The sequence below is a fragment of the Jiella marina genome (assembly GCF_024359545.1).
GTDB lineage: Bacteria > Pseudomonadota > Alphaproteobacteria > Rhizobiales > Rhizobiaceae > Jiella.
Genome location: NZ_JAKQZG010000004.1, coordinates 130642 through 148760 on the forward strand (window position 1 = coordinate 130642; position 18119 = coordinate 148760).

General features: G+C 64.7%; 19 protein-coding genes. 10 read left to right on the forward strand and 9 right to left on the reverse strand.

What is annotated here, in order from left to right:
• Positions 1-49 precede the first annotated feature (49 nt).
• The 4 genes from MF134_RS09000 to rlmH all read left to right on the forward strand — a co-directional run bounded on the left by MF134_RS09000 (position 50) and on the right by rlmH (position 3013).
• Positions 50-1327 (forward strand): glutamate-5-semialdehyde dehydrogenase, encoded by a 1278-nt coding sequence (locus MF134_RS09000; protein WP_255339334.1) that lies wholly within the window; start codon positions 50-52, stop codon positions 1325-1327.
• Positions 1328-1364: 37 nt separating this feature from the next.
• Entirely contained in the window at positions 1365-1979 is a 615-nt protein-coding gene (locus MF134_RS09005) for a nicotinate-nucleotide adenylyltransferase (RefSeq protein WP_255339110.1), read from the forward strand.
• Positions 1980-2064: 85 nt separating this feature from the next.
• Positions 2065-2481, forward strand: a complete 417-nt coding sequence (gene rsfS / locus MF134_RS09010; protein ID WP_255339335.1) for a ribosome silencing factor — start codon at positions 2065-2067, stop codon at positions 2479-2481.
• Positions 2482-2533: 52 nt separating this feature from the next.
• Complete coding sequence (rlmH, locus tag MF134_RS09015; RefSeq protein WP_255339111.1) at positions 2534-3013, forward strand: 23S rRNA (pseudouridine(1915)-N(3))-methyltransferase RlmH; 480 nt, start codon at positions 2534-2536, stop codon at positions 3011-3013.
• Here the strand turns inward: rlmH and MF134_RS09020 are convergent.
• Complete coding sequence (locus MF134_RS09020; protein ID WP_255339112.1) at positions 3001-4131, reverse strand: phosphatase PAP2 family protein; 1131 nt, start codon at positions 4129-4131, stop codon at positions 3001-3003. The two genes, rlmH and MF134_RS09020, sit on opposite strands and share 13 nt — an antisense overlap.
• A 378-nt stretch (positions 4132-4509) precedes the next feature.
• On the opposite strand from MF134_RS09020, the gene MF134_RS09025 reads away from it, so the two are divergent.
• The 3 genes from MF134_RS09025 to MF134_RS09035 all read left to right on the forward strand — a co-directional run bounded on the left by MF134_RS09025 (position 4510) and on the right by MF134_RS09035 (position 8727).
• The gene (locus MF134_RS09025) at positions 4510-6111 is read left to right on the forward strand and encodes a murein hydrolase activator EnvC family protein (protein WP_255339113.1); all 1602 of its coding nucleotides are present in this window, start codon (positions 4510-4512) and stop codon (positions 6109-6111) included.
• Positions 6101-7441 (forward strand): S41 family peptidase, encoded by a 1341-nt coding sequence (locus MF134_RS09030; protein ID WP_255339114.1) that lies wholly within the window; start codon positions 6101-6103, stop codon positions 7439-7441. The genes MF134_RS09025 and MF134_RS09030 overlap by 11 nt, the downstream gene beginning before the upstream one ends.
• A gap of 245 nt (positions 7442-7686) precedes the next feature.
• Positions 7687-8727, forward strand: a complete 1041-nt coding sequence (locus MF134_RS09035) for a divergent polysaccharide deacetylase family protein (RefSeq protein WP_255339115.1) — start codon at positions 7687-7689, stop codon at positions 8725-8727.
• A 39-nt stretch (positions 8728-8766) separates the two neighbouring features.
• On the opposite strand, the gene pobA is transcribed toward MF134_RS09035, so the two are convergent.
• From pobA to pcaC, 4 genes are read right to left on the reverse strand one after another with little or no spacing between them, the layout of a single operon-like run.
• Entirely contained in the window at positions 8767-9957 is a 1191-nt protein-coding gene (gene pobA / locus MF134_RS09040) for a 4-hydroxybenzoate 3-monooxygenase (protein WP_255339116.1), read from the reverse strand.
• A gap of 34 nt (positions 9958-9991) precedes the next feature.
• Positions 9992-10618 carry a protocatechuate 3,4-dioxygenase subunit alpha gene (pcaG, locus tag MF134_RS09045; RefSeq protein WP_255339117.1) on the reverse strand — a complete coding sequence of 209 codons (627 nt, stop codon included), beginning with the start codon at positions 10616-10618 and terminating at the stop codon, positions 9992-9994.
• A complete protein-coding gene (gene pcaH, locus MF134_RS09050; RefSeq protein ID WP_255339118.1) occupies positions 10618-11340 on the reverse strand; it encodes a protocatechuate 3,4-dioxygenase subunit beta in 723 nt (240 codons plus the stop codon). Before pcaH ends, pcaG begins: the two co-directional genes overlap by 1 nt.
• Positions 11337-11747 (reverse strand): 4-carboxymuconolactone decarboxylase, encoded by a 411-nt coding sequence (pcaC, locus tag MF134_RS09055; protein ID WP_255339119.1) that lies wholly within the window; start codon positions 11745-11747, stop codon positions 11337-11339. The genes pcaH and pcaC overlap by 4 nt, the downstream gene beginning before the upstream one ends.
• An 89-nt stretch (positions 11748-11836) precedes the next feature.
• Here pcaC and pcaQ point away from each other — a divergent pair, with 89 nt between their 5' ends.
• The gene (gene pcaQ / locus MF134_RS09060) at positions 11837-12760 is read left to right on the forward strand and encodes a pca operon transcription factor PcaQ (protein WP_255339120.1); all 924 of its coding nucleotides are present in this window, start codon (positions 11837-11839) and stop codon (positions 12758-12760) included.
• 239 nt (positions 12761-12999) lie between these two features.
• Positions 13000-13533, forward strand: a complete 534-nt coding sequence (locus MF134_RS09065) for a hypothetical protein (protein WP_255339121.1) — start codon at positions 13000-13002, stop codon at positions 13531-13533.
• Here MF134_RS09065 and MF134_RS09070 read toward each other — a convergent pair.
• From MF134_RS09070 to queF, 4 genes are all read right to left on the reverse strand, one after another.
• Positions 13508-13924 carry a hypothetical protein gene (locus MF134_RS09070; RefSeq protein ID WP_255339122.1) on the reverse strand — a complete coding sequence of 139 codons (417 nt, stop codon included), beginning with the start codon at positions 13922-13924 and terminating at the stop codon, positions 13508-13510. The two genes, MF134_RS09065 and MF134_RS09070, sit on opposite strands and share 26 nt — an antisense overlap.
• Before the next feature lie 385 nt (positions 13925-14309).
• Positions 14310-14609, reverse strand: coding sequence for a hypothetical protein (locus tag MF134_RS09075; RefSeq protein WP_255339123.1), 300 nt, complete (start codon positions 14607-14609; stop codon positions 14310-14312).
• A 679-nt stretch (positions 14610-15288) separates the two neighbouring features.
• Complete coding sequence (gene ribB / locus MF134_RS09080) at positions 15289-16416, reverse strand: 3,4-dihydroxy-2-butanone-4-phosphate synthase (RefSeq protein ID WP_255339124.1); 1128 nt, start codon at positions 16414-16416, stop codon at positions 15289-15291.
• A gap of 150 nt (positions 16417-16566) precedes the next feature.
• Entirely contained in the window at positions 16567-17025 is a 459-nt protein-coding gene (gene queF, locus MF134_RS09085; RefSeq protein WP_255339125.1) for a preQ(1) synthase, read from the reverse strand.
• A 182-nt stretch (positions 17026-17207) separates the two neighbouring features.
• Between queF and MF134_RS09090 the strand changes: the two genes are divergently transcribed.
• The gene (locus MF134_RS09090; protein ID WP_255339126.1) at positions 17208-18092 is read left to right on the forward strand and encodes a LysR family transcriptional regulator; all 885 of its coding nucleotides are present in this window, start codon (positions 17208-17210) and stop codon (positions 18090-18092) included.
• Positions 18093-18119: the final 27 nt, after the last annotated feature.

Consider the following 18119-nt stretch of genomic DNA (forward strand, 5'->3'; position numbering starts at 1 on the left):
GAAATGCAGGGGCGCGATGGGCAAGGAAATGGAGTTGAACATGGACACGATGGCCACCGAAGACACCGGTTCCCTCGTCGAAGTCATGGCGGAGATCGGCAAACGCGCCCGGGCGGCTTCGCGCCAGTTGGCGCTGGCCTCGACCGAGGCGAAGAACGCTGCGCTGATCGCCATGGCCGATGCGCTGAACGAGGCGATCCCGACGATCCTCGCCGAGAACGAGAAGGACGTGGCGCGAGCCCAGGAACAGGGCATGACCGCAGCTTTCATCGACCGGCTGACGCTGAATGCAGTGCGCATCGTCGCCATGTCCGAGGGCCTGCGGGCGATCGCCGAACTGCCCGATCCCGTCGGACAAACGATCGCCGCCTGGGACCGTCCGAATGGCCTGTCGATCGAGCGCGTGCGCACGCCGCTGGGCGTGATCGGTGTGATCTACGAGAGCCGCCCGAACGTCACCGCCGATGCGGGCGCACTGTGCCTCAAGGCCGGCAATGCCGTGATCCTGCGCGGTGGTTCGGATTCCAAGCATTCCTCCGCCGCGATCCATGCCGCGCTGGTCGAAGGCCTGAAGGCGGCCGGCCTGCCCGAGGATGCGATCCAGATCGTTCCGACGGCCGACCGCGCCGCCGTTGGCGAGATGCTCAAAGGTCTGTCCGGAAATATCGACGTCATCGTGCCGCGCGGGGGGCGCTCCCTGGTGGGGCGCGTGCAGGACGAGGCGCGCGTACCGGTCTTTGCACATCTGGAAGGGATCTGCCACATCTATGTCGACCGCTCGGCCGATCTCGAAATGGCGATCCAGGTGGTCGTGAACTCGAAGATGCGGCGCACCGGCATCTGCGGCGCGGCCGAGACTCTGCTCGTCGATCGAGCGGTGGCCGAGACCCATCTGGTGCCCGTTCTCGAAGCCCTGAAGGCCGCGGGCTGCGCGATCCGGGCGACGGACGAGGTGCGCCGCCTCTACGCGGAGGCCGAGCCGGCCGAGGACAGCGATTTCGACACGGAATATCTCGACGCGATCATCTCGGTCGCGCTAGTCGATGGTGTCGACGGCGCTATCGCGCATGTCGAGCGCCATTCCTCCCACCATACCGAGGCGATCGTCGCCGAGGATCCGGCGGCGGTGGAAGCCTTCTTCGCCGGCATCGATTCGGCGATCCTGTTGCACAATGCCTCGACCCAGTTCGCCGATGGCGGCGAGTTCGGCATGGGCGCGGAGATCGGCATCGCCACCGGCAAGATGCACGCCCGCGGACCGGTCGGCGTCGAGCAGTTGACGAGCTTCAACTATCGTGTCCGCGGCCATGGTCAGACGCGGCCGTGAGTCTCATCCTGACCTGCCGGGCGGGATGAACTGAGAGGTGCACACCCCGCCCTTCGTCATACCCCCCGGCAATGCCGGGATGACCGTCGGCCTTTTGGGTGGATCCTTCAATCCGCCCCATGCTGGCCATCGCCTCGTCGCGGATACGGCGCTGCGGCGGCTCGGCCTTCATCGCGTCTGGTGGGTCGTGACGCCTGGCAATCCGCTCAAGGATCATGGGCCCCTGCGCCCGCTGGAAGAGCGGATCGCGGCAGTTCGCGAACTTGCGCCGCCGGCGCATTTCGACGTGACGGCCTTCGAGGCCGTGCATCAGATCCGCTATACGGCCGACACGCTCGCCCTGGTGCGGCAGCGCCGTCCCGGCTTGAAGATCGTCTGGGTCATGGGCGCGGACAGCATGGCGAGCTTCCACAGATGGCAGCACTGGCGCGAAATCGCCGACACCGTGCCGATCGCGGTGGTCGATCGGCCTGGTGCGACGCTCAAGGCGTTGGCCTCGCCCTTCGCTCGCCGCTATGCCGCCGCGCGGCTTCCGGAGGAGCAGGCAGCGAGGATCGCTCACCGGAGGGCGCCGGCCTGGGTGTTCCTTTTCAGCCAGAAGAACCAGCTTTCTTCCAGCTTGCTGCGCGATACTTGGCCCGTCCCGTCTTGAAACGGACACGGAACACTGCCTACATTCATGGAACCGCGATCATCGTGATGCGCGGCTTGTTGCCCCGAAGAAAGGGAAAACGACACTGAGACCAGCGGCTGAAGCGAAGGGAGTCCCAGAGACATCGCCTTCTGAAGCGCCTGCAACCGAAGCGACGGCTGGCAGGACCGCACTCGACCTCGTCATTCGCAGTCTGGAAGACTCCAAGGGCGAGGACATCGTCTCCATCGACATGAGCGGCAAATCCGCGCTTGCGGATTACATGGTCGTCGTATCGGGGCGGTCGAACCGCCACGTCATGGCGATCTCCGATCACCTGCTGCGTGACCTCAAGGATGTTGGCATCAAGAACGCCAAGGTCGAGGGTCTGACGCATGGCGATTGGGTGCTGATCGATACTGGCGACGTCATCGTTCATGTCTTCCGCCCGGAAATCCGCAGCTTCTACAATATCGAGAAGATGTGGACGGTGGGCGATATCGGAGACGCGACGGTCCATTGACCGGCGGTTTGCAGGGGAAGGCTGACCACCGGCTTCCGCGGGAGGCCGGAGAGTGAAGCTTGCTGTCGCCGCGGTCGGGCGCATGAAGCAGGGCCCGGAGCGGGATCTTGTCGAGCGCTATCTCGACCGGTTGAAAAGAGCCGGCGCCGGGGTCGGGCTCGACTGGCAGGGCCTTCGCGAGACGGTGGAATCGCGGTTCGATTCGGTGGCTGCACGGCGGCGTGACGAAGCTGGGCGGCTTCTCGACGGGACGCCCGATGGCGCCGTTCGCATCGTCTTCGACGAGCGCGGCAAGACCATATCATCCGAAGACTTCGCCGGCCTGGTTGGCCGCTATCGCGACGACGGCCGCGACCTCGTCTGTTTCATCGGCGGGCCCGATGGCCATGATCCCGCCTTCACGGACGCAGCCGATCACGTCCTCTCATTCGGCAAGATGACCTTTCCCCACCAGCTTGCCCGCCTGATCCTCGCCGAACAGCTCTATCGTGCCGCGACGATCCTCGCCGGCCATCCCTATCATCGCAGCTGAAGAACCGTCTCGCCTGTCGGTGAGGCGCCGCACGTTGCGATTTCTGCGGCCTCGATGCGCCGGCAATCCCAGCGCGCGAGGAAAGCCGCGGCCGCCCAGGCGGCGAGGGTGACGGCCATGCCGAGGAGCGCGTCGGCGAAATAGTGCCATCCGAGATGAACCGAGCCGATGACGATGACGCCTGCGAAGAAGGCGAGCGCGTGGCCGAGGCGCCGGTCGATGCGGTATCCGGCCAGCATGAAAAGGAAGGCCGAGGCGACATGCATGCTGGGCATCGCCGAAATTCCGCTGATCGCGCCCGCGCCATTCGAATAGGCGGACCACAGCGCTTCCTGCGTGTCGAGCGCCCAGATCGGCCAGGTCTCGGCAATGGCGTTGAGCGCCGTCATCTGCGGCTCGAAGTCCGGACCGAGGCCTAGTCTCGCGAAATAGACGGGCCCGGCCGAGGAGAAGACCGCGGCGAGCAGGTTGCCACCGACGGCCCAGACCAGAAAATAGGCATAGAGAAACTGCAGCCGAAATCGTCTGTCATTGGCGACGAAGGCGATCCAGAGCACCAGGATGTAGAGGACGAAGAACCAGGCATTGTAGAAGAGGTTCAGGACGAAGGTCGCAAATCCGCTACCGAAAACGGCGAAGCTGAGCTTCCAGGGCGGAACGCCGAAGAACATCCAGTTGTCCAGGTCGCGAAAGGCAATGTCCCAGGAAAAGGGATTGAGGCTGGGGATCGCGTCCTTCAATGTGCTGAAGGACAGCATGAAGACCGTGAAGATCGCGAGGAAGACGAGGCCGCCGGCGAGGCGCCTGGCCTCCGTGACATAGGCGATCGACTGGTTGAGAAGATGCCGCGTCGGACTTGTCCGGGGTGCGGTTCGCCGTAGCCGGACAAGCTGCAGAGCGACCATGGCCGGCACGAATACGGCCAGGACCATCGTGGCCAGGAGACCTGCCTTCGCGGCCATGGTGAAATTCACCGACCGGCCGACGGCCTCTGCGACGATGGCGGCCGTGGCGGCATAAATCGCGACGAAGAGCGCCAGCCCCAGATGCTCGCGCAGCGCACCGCCCAGCAAGGCACCAAGCCGCCTCGGCTTCGATCCGTTGGATCGTTCTGCCATCGTGGTCCTCGATGGTTGACTGTCGTGCGACGATCCTGGTGCAAAAACGTGTGGTTTGTGTTGACGGAAAAGTGGTCTCCTGCCCACCTAGATGGTTCAAGGGGACAAAGCGATCGTCATCGGTGGCGGCGGGCTCGAATGGTTGATGGATTGTTAACGGGCTGATTCTATCCTGCAGGGAGCCGAGAGCGGACAGAACCAAAACGGGGCAGGGATATCGTGGGGCGAGAGGCCGGCCACATCAGCAGGAAAGAGGCGAGGGCGGAGAGATCCGGTCACTGCTTCGGCTTGCGGGGCATGATGGCGTGGCTCGCGATTTTCTCGATCGTCTTCGGCGCATGGCCTGCGACCGCCACATCCGAGATCGCGACTGATCCCATGGCCGTCGGTGCCATCGCGCCTCTGTCTTCGAAGAGCCTGGAGAAGGAGCGCGAGAAGACCTCGCAGGAACTCGCCGATCTGGCCTCCCGCATCGAACTGTCCCAGGAGACCATCCGCGATCTGGAACAGGAGATCGCCGCGATCGCAGCCGACCGCAACGAACTCGACGAGGCGTTGCGTCAGTCCACTGCCGAGCAGCGCAAGATCAGCGACGAACTTGCCTCGACCGAAGACCGGATCGCGGGGCTCGCCAGGGAAGAGAGTGGGATCAAAGATTCGCTGGTCGAGCGGCGCGATCTTCTGGCCGAGGTCCTTGCCGCCCTGGAGCGCATGGGCCGCAAACCGCCACCGGCCTTGCTCGTGCGTCCACGTGACGCGCTCGGTGCGGTGCGCAGCGCCATCCTGCTCGGCGCGGTGGTTCCGAAGATCCGCGAGGAGACAGAGCGGCTCGTGGCGGATCTCGAGCGATTGTCCACGGTTCGCGAGACGATCCTCGCCGAGAAGGAGCGCTTTGCCGAGCAGCTCATGCGCCACCGCCGGGAGGAAGCGCGTCTTGCCCGGCTCTTCGACGAGAAGCAGCGCCTTCAGGCCGAGCGCAGCGAAAGGCGACAGGCGGAGATCGCGCGTGCCGCTGATCTCGCCAAACAGGCGGACGATCTCCAGGAACTGATCGACACGCTGCAGGCCGATGCCGACGCCGCCCGCGAACGCGAGGAGGCCGCGCGACGCGAAGCCGAAAGGCGGGCTGCCGAAGCCCGCGAAGCGGCGGCGAAGCGCCTCGCCGAACAGGCAGCGGCGCGGGAGCGCCTGGCTTTGCGGCGTCTTGAGGAAGGCGAGAGCCGAACGGCGACCGGCCGCTCGGGACGCGTTACACCCGACGCGGCACCGGGCACGGAGGACGGGGAGGCCACCCCGCAGGACGACGGCGACACCCGCATCGCCGAGGTGCCGGAGGAGGCGCCTGACGCAACCGTGCCGAGCGCGCCCGACGCAGCGCCGGCGGTGGCGGAGAGCGAGCCGCAGGGCGGGGCGCCGGCAGCGGATGAGGAGACGGTCGAAATGGCCTCGCTCGAGCCGGATAATTCGCCCGAACCCAGCTACGACATTGCCGCGCTCAGGAACAAGACCGCGTTACTGGCACCTGCTGCCCCATTTTCGACACTCAAGGGACGTTTGTCGAAACCCGTGCTGGGACGACAAATCATTGGATTCGGAGAGACCGACGACATCGGGCGGGTGACGACAGGATCCTCCTTCGCCACGCGCGCCGGGGACGTTGTGGTGGCTCCGGCGGATGGTCGTGTGCTCTATGCGGGGGCATTCCGCTCATATGGTCAACTCTTGATCCTGGACGCCGGGGATGGCTATCATGTCGTATTGGCCGGCATGGAGCGGATCGACGTTGAGAGTGGCCAGTTCGTTTCGGCAGGAGAGCCCGTAGCTCTCATGGGAGCGCGACGTCTGGCGAGCGTTCAGATGGCGGAATTCGGCGCCAGCGAACCTGCTCTCTACGTCGAGTTCCGCAAGGATGGAAAACCGGTTGATCCTCAGCCATGGTGGATGGCCGAACCCTCTGGAAGGACGAGGAATGATTCGTAAGCTTTCGATACTGTTCGCCGGCGCGCTGATGGGGGCCACGGCGATGACCGTGGTCAGTCAGAACCCCGGCGTGGCAAACGCGGCCGGCTCGGAAACCTATCGACAGCTTGCGATCTTTGGCGATGTGTTCGAGCGCGTGCGCGCTCAGTATGTCGAGGAGCCCGACGATCAGCAGCTGGTCGAGACGGCGATCAACGGCATGCTGACTTCGCTCGATCCGCATTCGAGCTACATGAATGCCAAGGAAGCGGCAGACATGCGGACGGAGACCCGCGGTCAGTTCGGCGGCCTCGGCATCGAAGTCACGATGGAAGACGAACTCGTCAAGGTGGTCTCGCCTTTCGAAGGCACCCCGGCCGACAAGGCGGGCGTCTTGGCCGGTGACCTGATCGCCGAAATCGATGGCGAGCAGGTTCGCGGCTTGACCCTCGGCGAAGCGGTCGAGCGCATGAAGGGCGACATCGGCACCGATGTGGAGCTGACGATCATCCGCGAAGGCGCCAAGAAGCCGATCCGGCTGACGCTGACGCGTGACGAGATCCGCGTGCCGTCCGTGCGCCATACGGTCGAGGAAGACGTCGGCTATCTCAAGGTGCTCAAGTTCAACGAGCAGACGACGGTCGGCCTCGAGGACGCGATCGAGGACATCAAGGAACAGGTCGGCGAAGAGAATCTGAAGGGCTACGTCCTGGATCTGCGCCGCAACCCTGGCGGTCTCCTCGACGAGGCGGTGTCGGTTTCCGACGCCTTCCTCGAGAGCGGCGAGATCGTTTCGACGCGCGGTCGCAACTCCGACGAGACCCGGCGCTACAACGCCCGCGCCGGCGACGACATCGACGGCAAGCCGCTGGTGGTCCTCGTCAATGGCGGCTCGGCCTCGGCTTCCGAGATCGTGGCCGGTGCGCTGCAGGATCAGCGCCGCGCCACGGTGGTCGGATCTCGGTCCTTCGGCAAGGGTTCGGTGCAGACCATCATCCCGCTCGGCCAGAACGGCGCGCTTCGCCTCACCACGGCGCTCTACTACACGCCGTCGGGCCGCTCGATCCAGGGCCGTGGCATCGATCCGGACATCGCGGTCGAGCAGCCGCTGCCGCAGGAAATCCGCGAGCAGATGGGCCTCGACGAGGATGACGATCTGGTGCGCGGCGAGTCGTCACTGCGCGGCCATATCACCGGCCAGGAAGAGACCGACGAGGGCTCCGGCTCGCTGGACTACGTGCCGTCGGAGAAGGCGGAGGATCTGCAGCTCCAGTACGCTCTCGATCTCCTGCGCGGCGTGAAGACCAACGCCATGTTCCCGCCGAAGCGCGAGGCGAACGCCGCGAACTGATCGATCGGCCGGCCTATCCGGTCGCTCAAACCGAAATCGAAGCCCGGTCGCATCGCGCGGCCGGGCTTTTTTGCTGGGAGCCGCCATCTGGCGAGCCACAGGAAAGCTTGTCCGGCTAACTCTGAGGCATGTCACTCCAAGGCGAACTCCACCGTCCCCTCGGGCTCGATCTCCCCGCCCGGCCCAGGCGCCGCCCGAAACCGCGGCTCTCCGCGATCGCGCTTGTTGCGGCGGCTGGCGTCGCCGTGAGCGGTTCCCTCGCGCTCTCGCTCTATGGGGAGCCGGAGCGACGCTTTGTCGACATGCTTGCCGCTCCCCCGGAGAAGGTGGAGCCGACGGTCTTCACGACCGCCGCGTCGCCGCACGTCGAGACCAGAGCGCCCGCCAAGGCGCCGGCGCCCACCATCATCACCCCGGGCACGATGTCGTCCGGTCCGGTGACCTTCCGGGTCGAAGAGCCCGTCTCCTTCCGTCAGTCGCCAATGGTCGCCCATCTTCCCGAGAGCGATCTGATCGAAGAGACGGAATACGGACCGCTGCCGGTGCGCGCCGCCGACGGCCGCCGGCCATTCGACGTCTATGCCGGGGCCTGGAGCGGTCGGCCGGCGACGCGCGTCGCCATCGTCGTTGGCGGAATGGGCATCAGCCAGACGAGCAGCATGGAGGCGGTGGAACGGCTTCCGGCGGGTGTCACGCTCGGTTTCTCGCCACAGGGCAACAGTCTGTCACGATGGATGGAGGCGGCTCGCCGCGGCGGCCACGAACTGCTGCTGCAGGTTCCGCTGGAGCCAACCGGCTATCCCTCGGTCGATCCCGGCGAGAATACGGTGACGGTCGCGGAAGCCGCTGCCGGTGATTTCTCGAAGCTCTATGCCTCGCTCAGCGCGATCACCAACTATGTCGGTGTCATGAACTATATGGGCGGCCGGTTCACCGGCGACGCCGCCGCGATGGAGCGCCTGATCGCAGAGCTCTCGCAGCGCGGGCTGATGTATCTCGACGACGGTTCCTCGGCGCGCTCCGTCGCCAACGACGCAGCGACGCTCGGCGGCGTTCCGGGCGCCAAGGCGGATGTCATGCTGGACATGAACCGCGACGCAGCTTCGATCGCCAGCGCGCTCGACACGTTGGAGAAGGTCGCCCGAGCACAGGGCTCGGCGATCGGCGTCGCCTCGGCCTTCGACCAGTCCATCGAATCGATTGCCGCCTGGATTCCGGAGGCGGAACGGCGTGGCATCGAGATCGTGCCGGTTTCGGCCGTCGCCTATGATCCGGAGGCCCGCTGAGGGCTTCAGGGGAGAGGGTCAGATGCTGGACGGCGATGCTCAGAAGGGCAGGCCGACATAGTTCTCGGCCAGTGCCGTCTGGGCCGCGCGGGAACTTGCCAGGAAATCGAACTCCGCTTCCTGGATCCGCTGGCCGAAACCGCCGTCATCCTCGAAGCGGTGGATCATCGACGTAAACCACCAGGAAAAGCGCTCCGCTTTCCACACCCTGGCGAGCGCGTCCTCGGAATAGCGGTCGAGCAGCCCGGAATCGCGCTCCTGATAGTGGGCGACAAGGCCTCGCGACAGATAGTGGATGTCGGAGACCGCAAGGTTCAGACCCTTGGCTCCCGTGGGCGGTACGATATGCGCGGCATCGCCGGCAAGGAACAGGCGGCCGTAGCGCATTGGCTCGGCGACGAAGGAACGCAACGGTGCGATCGATTTCTCGATGGAGGGGCCGCGCTGGAGATTGGCCGCGATCGAATCGGGCAGACGGGTCTGGAGTTCGTCGAAGAAGGCCTCGTCCGTCCAGTTCTTCACATCATCGCCGTTGCGGCACTGGATGTAGTAACGCGAGAGCTGCGGACTGCGCAGGGAGCACAGGGCGAAGCCGCGGGCATGATGCGCGTAGACGAGTTCCTCCTGGATCGGCGGCTTGCGCACCAGGACGCCCAGCCAGCCGAACGGATATTCCCGTTCGAAGGTCTCGATCCTGTCCTTCGGGATCGTCTGCCGGCAGACCCCGTGGTAGCCATCGCAACCGGCGATGAAGTCGCATTCGATCCGCTGTTCGCCGCCCGATCGGGTGCGAAAGCTCACCGACGGGGTGTCGCTCTCAATGGCCTCGGGCGTGGCGTCTTCGGCCTCGTGGATGACGGGCACTCCGGCGGCATCCAGCGCGTCGTAGAGATCGTGGGTCACCTCGGTCTGGCCATAGACCATGACGGTCTTGCCGCCCGAGAGCTCCCGAAGATCGATGTGCAGCACCTCGCCGCGCCAAGCAATGTCGAAGCCGTCATGGATGAGGCCTTCGCGGTCCATCCGCGCGCCGACGCCGGCGAGTCTCAGAAGATCGGTCGTTCCTTGTTCGAGCACGCCCGCACGAATGCGCGAGAGCACGTATTCGCGGCTGCGACGTTCCAGAACCACACAGTCGACGCCAGCGCGATTGAGGATGAGCGCAAGCAACAGGCCGGCAGGACCGCCTCCGATAATGGCGACCTGGGTGCGCCGTGGTGTCTCGCTCATGATCGCTTCGTCATTGTCGCACGCCGCCTCGAACTCAGATGTCGAAGAAGATTGTCTCCCGGTCGCCCTGGAGGTAGATGTCGTGGCGGTAGGTCGGGCGGCCGTCCTCCGTTGTCATCGGCGCGATCAGAGTCGGCGCGCGGCTGCGGTGTTCGATGCGCGAGAGAATCGGGTCGGCCTCGTTGGCTTCTGTCTCGTCGCCGAAATACAGCCGCGTATGCAGGCCGAGATTGATCCCGCGCGCCACGATCCAGAGGGTCAGATGCGGCGCCTGCAGACGCCCGTCCTTGAACGGCACAGGACCGGGCTTGATCGTATCGAAGACGAACTCGCCGGTTTCCATGTCGCCAGGCGAGCGGCCGAAACCGCTGAAATGCGGGTCGGCTTGACCGCGGGTCTCCTGGGGCGAGGGGTAGAGGCCGGCGGCATCCGCCTGCCAGACCTCGACCAGCGCATCCTTCAAAGGGGTGCCGACGCCGTCGAAAACGCGGCCGATCACACGGATGCGCTCGCCCTTCGTCTCGGGCGACAGCATGCGGTTGCCGAGGTCTTCCTCATAGACGCCGGTGATACCGCTGAAATTTGGCGTGCAGCCGATATGGACGTAAGGGCCGGCGGTTTGGGAGGCGCTTTCCTTGAGCCGATCGAGCGACTGCACCATCAATTGCCCTCCATCCGGTTCTCGAACAGCGTGGACCGACGGCCGCGCAGCACGATGTCGAACTTGTAGGCGCGGGCGTCCATCGGGACGGTGTTCGCCATGTCGAGCGGTGCGATCAGCCTTTCGATCGCCGCCTTGTCGGGAATGGTCGCGACGATCGGGCAGAGCCAGATCAGCGGATCGCCCTCGAAATACATCTGGGTGATCAGCCGCTGGGCAAAGCCATGGCCGAAGATCGACAGGTGGATGTGGGCCGGGCGCCAGTCGTTCGGGCCGTTCGGCCAGGGGTAGGGGCCCGGCTTGATCGTGCGGAAGCGGTAGGAACCGTCTTCCGCGGTGATCGTGCGGCCGCAACCGCCGAAATTCGGATCGAGCGGGGCCAGATAGGTTTCCTTCTTGTGGCGATAGCGCCCGCCGGCATTGGCCTGCCAAACCTCGATCAGGGCGCCGGGCACCGGCCGGCCGTCCTCGTCGAGCACACGCCCGTGGACGATGATGCGCTGGCCGATCGGGTCCCCGTCCTTGGCGAAGTTGCGGATGAGGTCATTGTCGAGGGGGCCGAGCATGTCGTGTCCGAAGACTGGCCCGGTCATCTCCGAGAGCGTGTTGTCGAGTGCGATCAGCGCCTTCTGCGGCGAACGCGTGATACTGGTCTTGTAGCCGGGCGAATAGGCCGGGGGATGCCACCGGCGGTCGCGCTGGTAAAAGGAGCCGCCGCTCATGGCCTGTCCTTTCCGTTCGCGGTCTCGGTTTCGGCGAAGACCTGCTTGGCGAGCTTGATGGCATTGTTGGCCGCGGGAACGCCGGCATAGACCGCCACGTGGAGGAGGGTTTCGAGCACGTCATCGGCACTCGCGCCGGTCTGCGCCGTCGCCCTGACATGCATGGCAAACTCCTCCTCATGGCCGAGCGCGGCCAGCAAGGCCAGCGTCACGATCGAGCGCTCCCGTTTGGAAAAATGTGGCCGCGACCAGACCGAACCCCAGGCCGCCTCGGTGATGAAGGTCTGGAAGTCCTGATCGAACGCCGTCGTGTTCGCCTGCGCGCGATCGACATGCGCATCGCCGAGGACGGCGCGGCGCGTCGCCATGCCACGCGTCAAGCGCTCGTTCGGTTCGTTCGCCGCCATGGTCTGCTGTCCTCCCGGCCGAGAAGTATGAAAGGGGGGAAAATTCATGTAAAGTGAAATCGGGCGCCGGTTATCATGCAAATCCGGTTATGGAAATCGATCAGCGTATCAAGTTTCGCCACCTGCGAACCTTCGTCGAGGTGGCGCGTCTCGGCAGCGTCGGGCGAGCGGGCGAGGCATTGCACATTTCGCAGCCGGCGGTGTCCAAGACGCTGGCCGAACTGGAAGCCGTTCTGGGCGCGCGGCTGATGGACCGCAGCCGCTCCGGCGTCGCGCTCACCCCTGTCGGCCAGATGTTTCACGCCTATGCGAATGCCAGCCTGGCAGCGCTTCGCCAAGGGATTGACGGCATTGCGGAGACCCTTGCCGCCGGCGACCTCCGGCTGTCGATCGGGGCCTTGCCGTCGGTTGCCGCCCGTATCGTGCCCGACGCGGCGATCGAGATGGGCCAGGTGGCGCCAGAGGCGGGGCTCGCTATCGTGACCGGCCCGAACGGTTATCTTTTGTCGGAGCTTGCAAGCGGCGCGCTCGATCTGGTCATCGGCCGGTTGGGCAATCCCGAGGCGATGGCGGGGCTGAGCTTTTCGCAGCTTTATTCGGAGCGCGTCAGCCTGGTGGTCAGACCGGGACATCCTCTGGTCGGGAGCGCCGACATTGCGGCGATCGCCGGCTATCCGATCATCTTTCCAAACCGCGACGCGGCCATCCGGACGATCGCCGAACAATACTTCATCGCCTATGGCATTGGTCGTGGCAGGCACCGCATCGAGACGGTCGCGGAGACCTTTGGACGCGCTTACGTTCGCAAGACCGATGCGGTCTGGGTCATTTCGTCCGGCGTCGTCGCCGTCGATGTCGCGGAGGGGATGCTGGTGGAGCTTCCCTTGCCGATGCGCGAGACGCTGGGGCCGGTGGGCCTGACCATGCGCGGCGAGGGCGACCCGTCGCCGGCGCTGCGCCTGTTCATCGAGGCGGTGCGACGCACCGTGGCGCGGCTCGGCCTGTCGAACTGACGCGAGGCTGGCCTGGAGGCTGCCATAGGGCGCGAGTTCGCCCATGATTAACCACGGATTAACCATGACAGCAGATCGTCGCCGCGAGGAGGCCCTCGATGGCGGCACGTTCAATCTTTCTTCAGCTCCTGGTGCTGGGCGGACTCGGATTTGCGGGGTGCGCCACCAAGCCGTCGACCTGCTACGTCACATTGAGCCCGATCGGTGCGCCAACGGCCGAGGCCTGCGAGAGCGGTTCCGTGCTGATGGTGCGCCCGATCACCGAAACGAACGCGGCCTATTACGTGCCCCCCTATGTCATCGGCGCCCTGTCCTACGAAGGCTTTCTCGAGCCATACAACGCGGCTGAGGACGGCGGGCTGGGCGAAGAAGACAATACATCATATCAGGCGGCGGAGGATCTGAGCACGGTGCCCATGACTGGCGAGAGCTTGGATGATCGCTTCGATGTCACGAGCAAGCTTCCGGGCGCGGTGATGACCGGCAAGGTTTCGACGAATCCTCAGTCGGCAATGACCGAACAGTATCTGCAGCAAAGCCCGGAAACGCGAGAGAACGAGGCCACATCCGCCTTCACGGCAGTGATGACGCAGCCGACGCCTCCGGACAGCAGCAATATCGCTGAACCGGCTGCGGTTGCTCCGCTCGTCCGCGGACCGGCGCCGGCCAACCGGCTCGTCTCACCGCATCCCACGATCGACGGCGAGGTTCGCTATCTCCGGCCGTTCGAGGGCTATGAGAGCTTTCCTATCGCGCCCGACTTGCTTCTATGAGCAACGGCATGCCGTTGATCATGGCGTGGCCCGCTTCCAGTTTCTGGATGATGGCAGGGCGGCCGCCGGTGCTCGCATCGACGACGATTTCTCCCTGGCGGACATCGAAGCTGTAGTCGACGCCGTTGCAGACGACCGGCGTACCGAACAGGCCTTCCTCGAAGGAATTGATGTTGATGGTGCGGCAGTCGCCGATGGCGACGGAACGATGGTTGCCCGTGGCCAGATCGACGACGACGGCATTCAGGCGATAACCACCATCCGATTCCGCGAATTCGAACATGGTCTCGTAACGGGCGATGTCAGCCGGTGCGCTGTTGCCGCCGGGCGCGGGGGCGTCGGAGAACGGGATTGCGATCGCTCCGGCCAGAAGAATGCTGGAAAGCAACATGGCGCCTGGTCTCCTCTCCGTCGTTTCGTCCGGCCGATGGTTCGGCCCGATCCTTGGCGGGACAGACCGGCCGGTCTCGCCAAGTCTCGCTGGGGCAGGCAGGTCTTCTTCGCCTGTCATTCGAGAGCTGCACCACCTCCCTTGGAAGCCGTCCCGCTCCACAAGAGGCCCGCCACCCGATTGCACACACCAGGCTCTCGCGCTGGTGGTATTCTTTAGTCGAGGGTCTTAAGGACGCCTTAACGGCAGCTGCGGTGCGTCCCTGTCTTCCACGCGAAGTCGGCTGTCACCATCGCCATCGATGGCAGTCCTTCAACGCATCCTTGCAAGGGGCAGAACGGGCGGGGAGAGATCGCTGTTCTCTCCCCGATCGACAATACTCGGCTTAGCAGGGCACGAGAGTATAGTGGTCTTTCTCGACCAGCTTCTTGGTCGTGATATAGACGGCCGGATTGCGACGATGGTAGATCTTGCCTCCGTCGACGATGTCGCCATCCCACGACGTGCTTTCATGCGTGACGAGCTTGCCCCGCGTGTTGTATTTGTACGTGGATGGAACGTATTCGACGAGGTAGCATTTGCCGCCCCGTTCATCGACATGCTTCTTGTACCATTTCGCGTCTGCAGTCGCCGAGAAGGAGACTGCGCCGGCAGTGGCGATCAGCGTGAGCAGCACTTTGCGCATGAGAAAAAACGCCTCCGTGTTTGATGTTGCGCAAGGGAAGCATGAATTGGGTCTTTTCAAATAGCAATAGAAGAAAACAGCGGCCTTACGAAAAAGCCAACATTTTCCGGAAGTTGTTCCATTTTGAGACATAATCTGTGCGGAAATGATGCATTGGGCTGTCCAGTTTTGGCTCGATCGCAGAAAGCTGAAGAATTTTGCAATGCAACAAAAGAATGTTGCCGAGCAGACCAGCAAGACTGGATAAATGTACTACAGACGTATCAAATCCGCTGGGGAAGGCCTTGTTCGAGGCCCGAAGATCGGCGCCGGCGGCATCCGGCCAATGCGATCCAGACGACTGAGCCTCAGGGTTGTGGGCGTCTCAAGCGGCTTGTTTTATGAAGCTGAGCGCAGCGCACGTGCGCCCTGCAACCCATGGAGGCGGCCGCGCTCGCAGTCCCGTGGGGCCTGACCCGGTATCGTCGGGCTCGCGGAGGCGGGCATGTCTGCTTGACGCCTTTGCCGTCACTTCTCAGGAGAACACAACGCGTGCTTCGAGAGCGATCCCGAGGGGACCGCGGCGATGGCGTCCCGCGTCCCTCATGCGGGTCCGGACAGGCGTGGGCGCACGTCTGAGTGCCGGCGCCTTGCAGACGCCGGGGTGGATCCTGGGCAAATTCCTGTTGCGTGCTTGCGCTCAGCCCTCGACGAGGATCGTCTCGCGAACCTTGATGCCGAAGCCCGTCAAGCCGACATAGGCCCGCTCATGGGTGGCAATGACGGAGATGGAGTTGACCGCGATATCGCGCAGGATCTGCGCGCCGATGCCGACTTCGCGCCAGCGCTGGCGGCGGATCCGGGCGCTGCCGTGATATTCGCCCTCGCCAGCTTCCGTGTGCGGCTCGTCTGGCTCGAAATCGTCGACCTGTGCCGTGCGCAGGAGGACGATCACGCCGTGGCCCGCCTCCTTGAGCTTCTCGGCGGCGATTTCCACCCAGCCGCGGCTGGTGCCGCCGCGGCCCTTGAGTTCCTGAACCGGTTGTTCCCGGTGGATGCGCGTGGGGACGTTCTCGCGGCCGTGGACGTCGCCATAGATGAAGACCACGTGCTGGATCTCGTCGAACGGGGTCTCGTAGATCTGGATCTGCCCCCTGAGCCCGGCCAGCGTGAAGGGCTCCTCGCGGATGCAGCGAACGAAGGATTCCCGGCGGATGCGATAGGAGATCAGGTCTTCGATCGAGACGATCTTCAGTCCGTGCTCGCGTGCGAAGGGGACGAGTTCGGGAAGCCGCTTGACGGTTCCGTCGTCATTGACAACCTCGGCCAGGATGCCGGCGGATTCGAGGCCTGCGAGCCGGGCAAGATCGGTGCCGGCTTCGGTGTGGCCCGAGCGCGTCAGGACGCCGCCCGGCCGCGAGATCAGCGGAAAGATGTGGCCGGGGCGCAGAAAATCGCCGGCGGCGCAATTGGGATTGGCCAGCGCGCGGGCGGTGTTCGCCCGTTCCTCGGCGGCGATGCCGGTGGTCATGCCGACGCGGTAGTCGACGGAGACGGTGAAGGCGGTGCGCATCGGGTCGAGATTGTTCGCCACCATTGGCGGCAGGTTCAGGGCATCGGCCCTCTCGCTGGTCATCGGCACGCAGATGATGCCGCTGGTATGGCGGATCATGAAGGCCATCTTTTCCGGCGTCGCCTTCGAGGCGGCCATGATCAGGTCGCCCTCGTTCTCCCGGTCGGTGTCGTCGACCACGACCACGAGTTCTCCCTCGGCAATGGCCGCGATGGCGTCTTCGATCTTGTCGAGGGTGAGGTCGGGGCTGGTCATGGTCGGTCCTGTTCGTGGCGGGCGACGCGCTCTGGGCGGTGACCGCCCCATGCGCTCGAAAAAATCGCGTCGCACGGCTTTTAAGAGGAGAAGGCCCGCGCAATCAATCATGATCGTCGGGCATGGCCTGCGATGCGCGCCGAGCTTTTCTCAGCCGCGCCCGCGATAGGGAGGGACACCCTGATCGGGCAGGAACACGCCCTCCGGCGGCGACCCGCTTTGCCAGAACACGTCGATGGGGATGCCGCCGCGCGGATACCAGTAACCGCCGATCCGAAGCCAGAGAGGCTTCGTCGCCTCCATGACGCGCCGGGCGATCATCACCGTGCAGTCCTCGTGGAAGGCGCCATGATTGCGAAAGCTCGTGAGAAACAGCTTCAGCGACTTCGATTCCACCAGGCGTGCATCGGGCGCATAGTCGATCACGATGTGGGCGAAGTCCGGCTGGCCGGTGACCGGGCAGAGCGAAGTGAATTCCGGGCAGGTGAAGCGCACGATCGCAGGCGGACCGTCGCTCCTTGTATAGGGAACGGTCTCGAGCATCGCCTCGCCGGGGGAGGCCGGTGCGCTGCTCGCCCGACCGAGTTGCGAAAGTTCGTCATATGACATCGAATGAAGCCTCGGTCGGTCCCTGATCTGCTTGCCGTTCTCGCATCGGCCCGGGAAACGGCGTATCCCGACACGAACTCTACGCCGCGGACTCGATCGAGTCGGCGCCATTGCACTGCGAGTGTGACGGGAGCAAGTCTTGGCCGCGCTGGCATCAAGAAGAACAAGGTTGGCCAGAGGGAATGATCGACAAGCTGGAATATCTCATCGCGCTTGCAAGCGAGAAGCATTTTGGCCGCGCGGCCGAGCGTTTGGGCATCACCCAGCCGACGCTGTCGGCCGGCATCCGGCAGTTGGAGGAGCGGCTCGGGACCACGCTGGTCAATCGCGGCTCGCGCTTTCGCGGGCTCACGGAAGAGGGCGAGCGGGCGCTTGCCTGGGCCCGGCGCATTACCGACGATGTTCGCACCATGCGCGAAGAGGTCCAGACCGTGAAGCGCGGCCTGTCCGGCCATCTTCGCATCGGCGCGATCCCGACGAGCCTTGCCATCGTCGCCCGTCTGACGACGCCCTTTCACGACCGGCACGACAATGTCACGTTCGACGTGTCCTCGCACACGGCATCCGAGATCCTGGCGGGCATCGAGAATTTCGAACTCGATGTCGGCCTCACCTATCTCGACGACGACCGCCTGAAACGGCTCGACAGCTATCCGCTCTATGACGAGCGCTATTGTCTCGTGACCCGAAAGGGGGAGACCTTCTCTGGCCAGGCGGAGGTGAGTTGGGAGGAGGTGGCGTCGCTGAAACTCGGCCTTCTCAGTCCCACCATGCAGAACCGGCAGATCCTCAACCGCCATCTCGGCCATGGCGGGCGGCATGTGGAGACGGTGACCGAATCGAACTCCATGATCGCGCTTTTGTCCCAGACTCGGCTGGCCGGCATCGCCACGGTGATGCCTTACCGTTCGGCGGCCGTGCTCGGACTGGCCGACCCGCTGGTGGCCATTCCGATCACCGGTCCCGACGTGAGCTACAAGATCGGGCTCGTCACCGCCCGCCGCGAACTGCGTCCGCCCATCGTCGCGGCCTTCTGGGAGGAAAGCCGGCTCGTTCGCGATCTCTGAGGCCGACGCGACTCTGCCCGAACCGTC

What these genes read in the sequence shown, in the direction of transcription:
- MF134_RS09000 (WP_255339334.1), top strand. Translation starts at nt 50, where the DNA reads ATGGCCACCGAAGACACCGGTTCCCTCGTCGAAGTCATGGCGGAGATC.
- MF134_RS09020 (WP_255339112.1), bottom strand. Translation starts at nt 4,131, where the DNA reads ATGGCAGAACGATCCAACGGATCGAAGCCGAGGCGGCTTGGTGCCTTG.
- MF134_RS09025 (WP_255339113.1), top strand. Translation starts at nt 4,510, where the DNA reads ATGGCCGTCGGTGCCATCGCGCCTCTGTCTTCGAAGAGCCTGGAGAAG.
- MF134_RS09030 (WP_255339114.1), top strand. Translation starts at nt 6,101, where the DNA reads ATGATTCGTAAGCTTTCGATACTGTTCGCCGGCGCGCTGATGGGGGCC.
- pobA (WP_255339116.1), bottom strand. Translation starts at nt 9,957, where the DNA reads ATGAGCGAGACACCACGGCGCACCCAGGTCGCCATTATCGGAGGCGGT.
- pcaG (WP_255339117.1), bottom strand. Translation starts at nt 10,618, where the DNA reads ATGGTGCAGTCGCTCGATCGGCTCAAGGAAAGCGCCTCCCAAACCGCC.
- pcaH (WP_255339118.1), bottom strand. Translation starts at nt 11,340, where the DNA reads ATGAGCGGCGGCTCCTTTTACCAGCGCGACCGCCGGTGGCATCCCCCG.
- pcaC (WP_255339119.1), bottom strand. Translation starts at nt 11,747, where the DNA reads ATGGCGGCGAACGAACCGAACGAGCGCTTGACGCGTGGCATGGCGACG.
- pcaQ (WP_255339120.1), top strand. Translation starts at nt 11,837, where the DNA reads ATGGAAATCGATCAGCGTATCAAGTTTCGCCACCTGCGAACCTTCGTC.
- MF134_RS09070 (WP_255339122.1), bottom strand. Translation starts at nt 13,924, where the DNA reads ATGTTGCTTTCCAGCATTCTTCTGGCCGGAGCGATCGCAATCCCGTTC.
- MF134_RS09075 (WP_255339123.1), bottom strand. Translation starts at nt 14,609, where the DNA reads ATGCGCAAAGTGCTGCTCACGCTGATCGCCACTGCCGGCGCAGTCTCC.
- ribB (WP_255339124.1), bottom strand. Translation starts at nt 16,416, where the DNA reads ATGACCAGCCCCGACCTCACCCTCGACAAGATCGAAGACGCCATCGCG.
- queF (WP_255339125.1), bottom strand. Translation starts at nt 17,025, where the DNA reads ATGTCATATGACGAACTTTCGCAACTCGGTCGGGCGAGCAGCGCACCG.
- MF134_RS09090 (WP_255339126.1), top strand. Translation starts at nt 17,208, where the DNA reads ATGATCGACAAGCTGGAATATCTCATCGCGCTTGCAAGCGAGAAGCAT.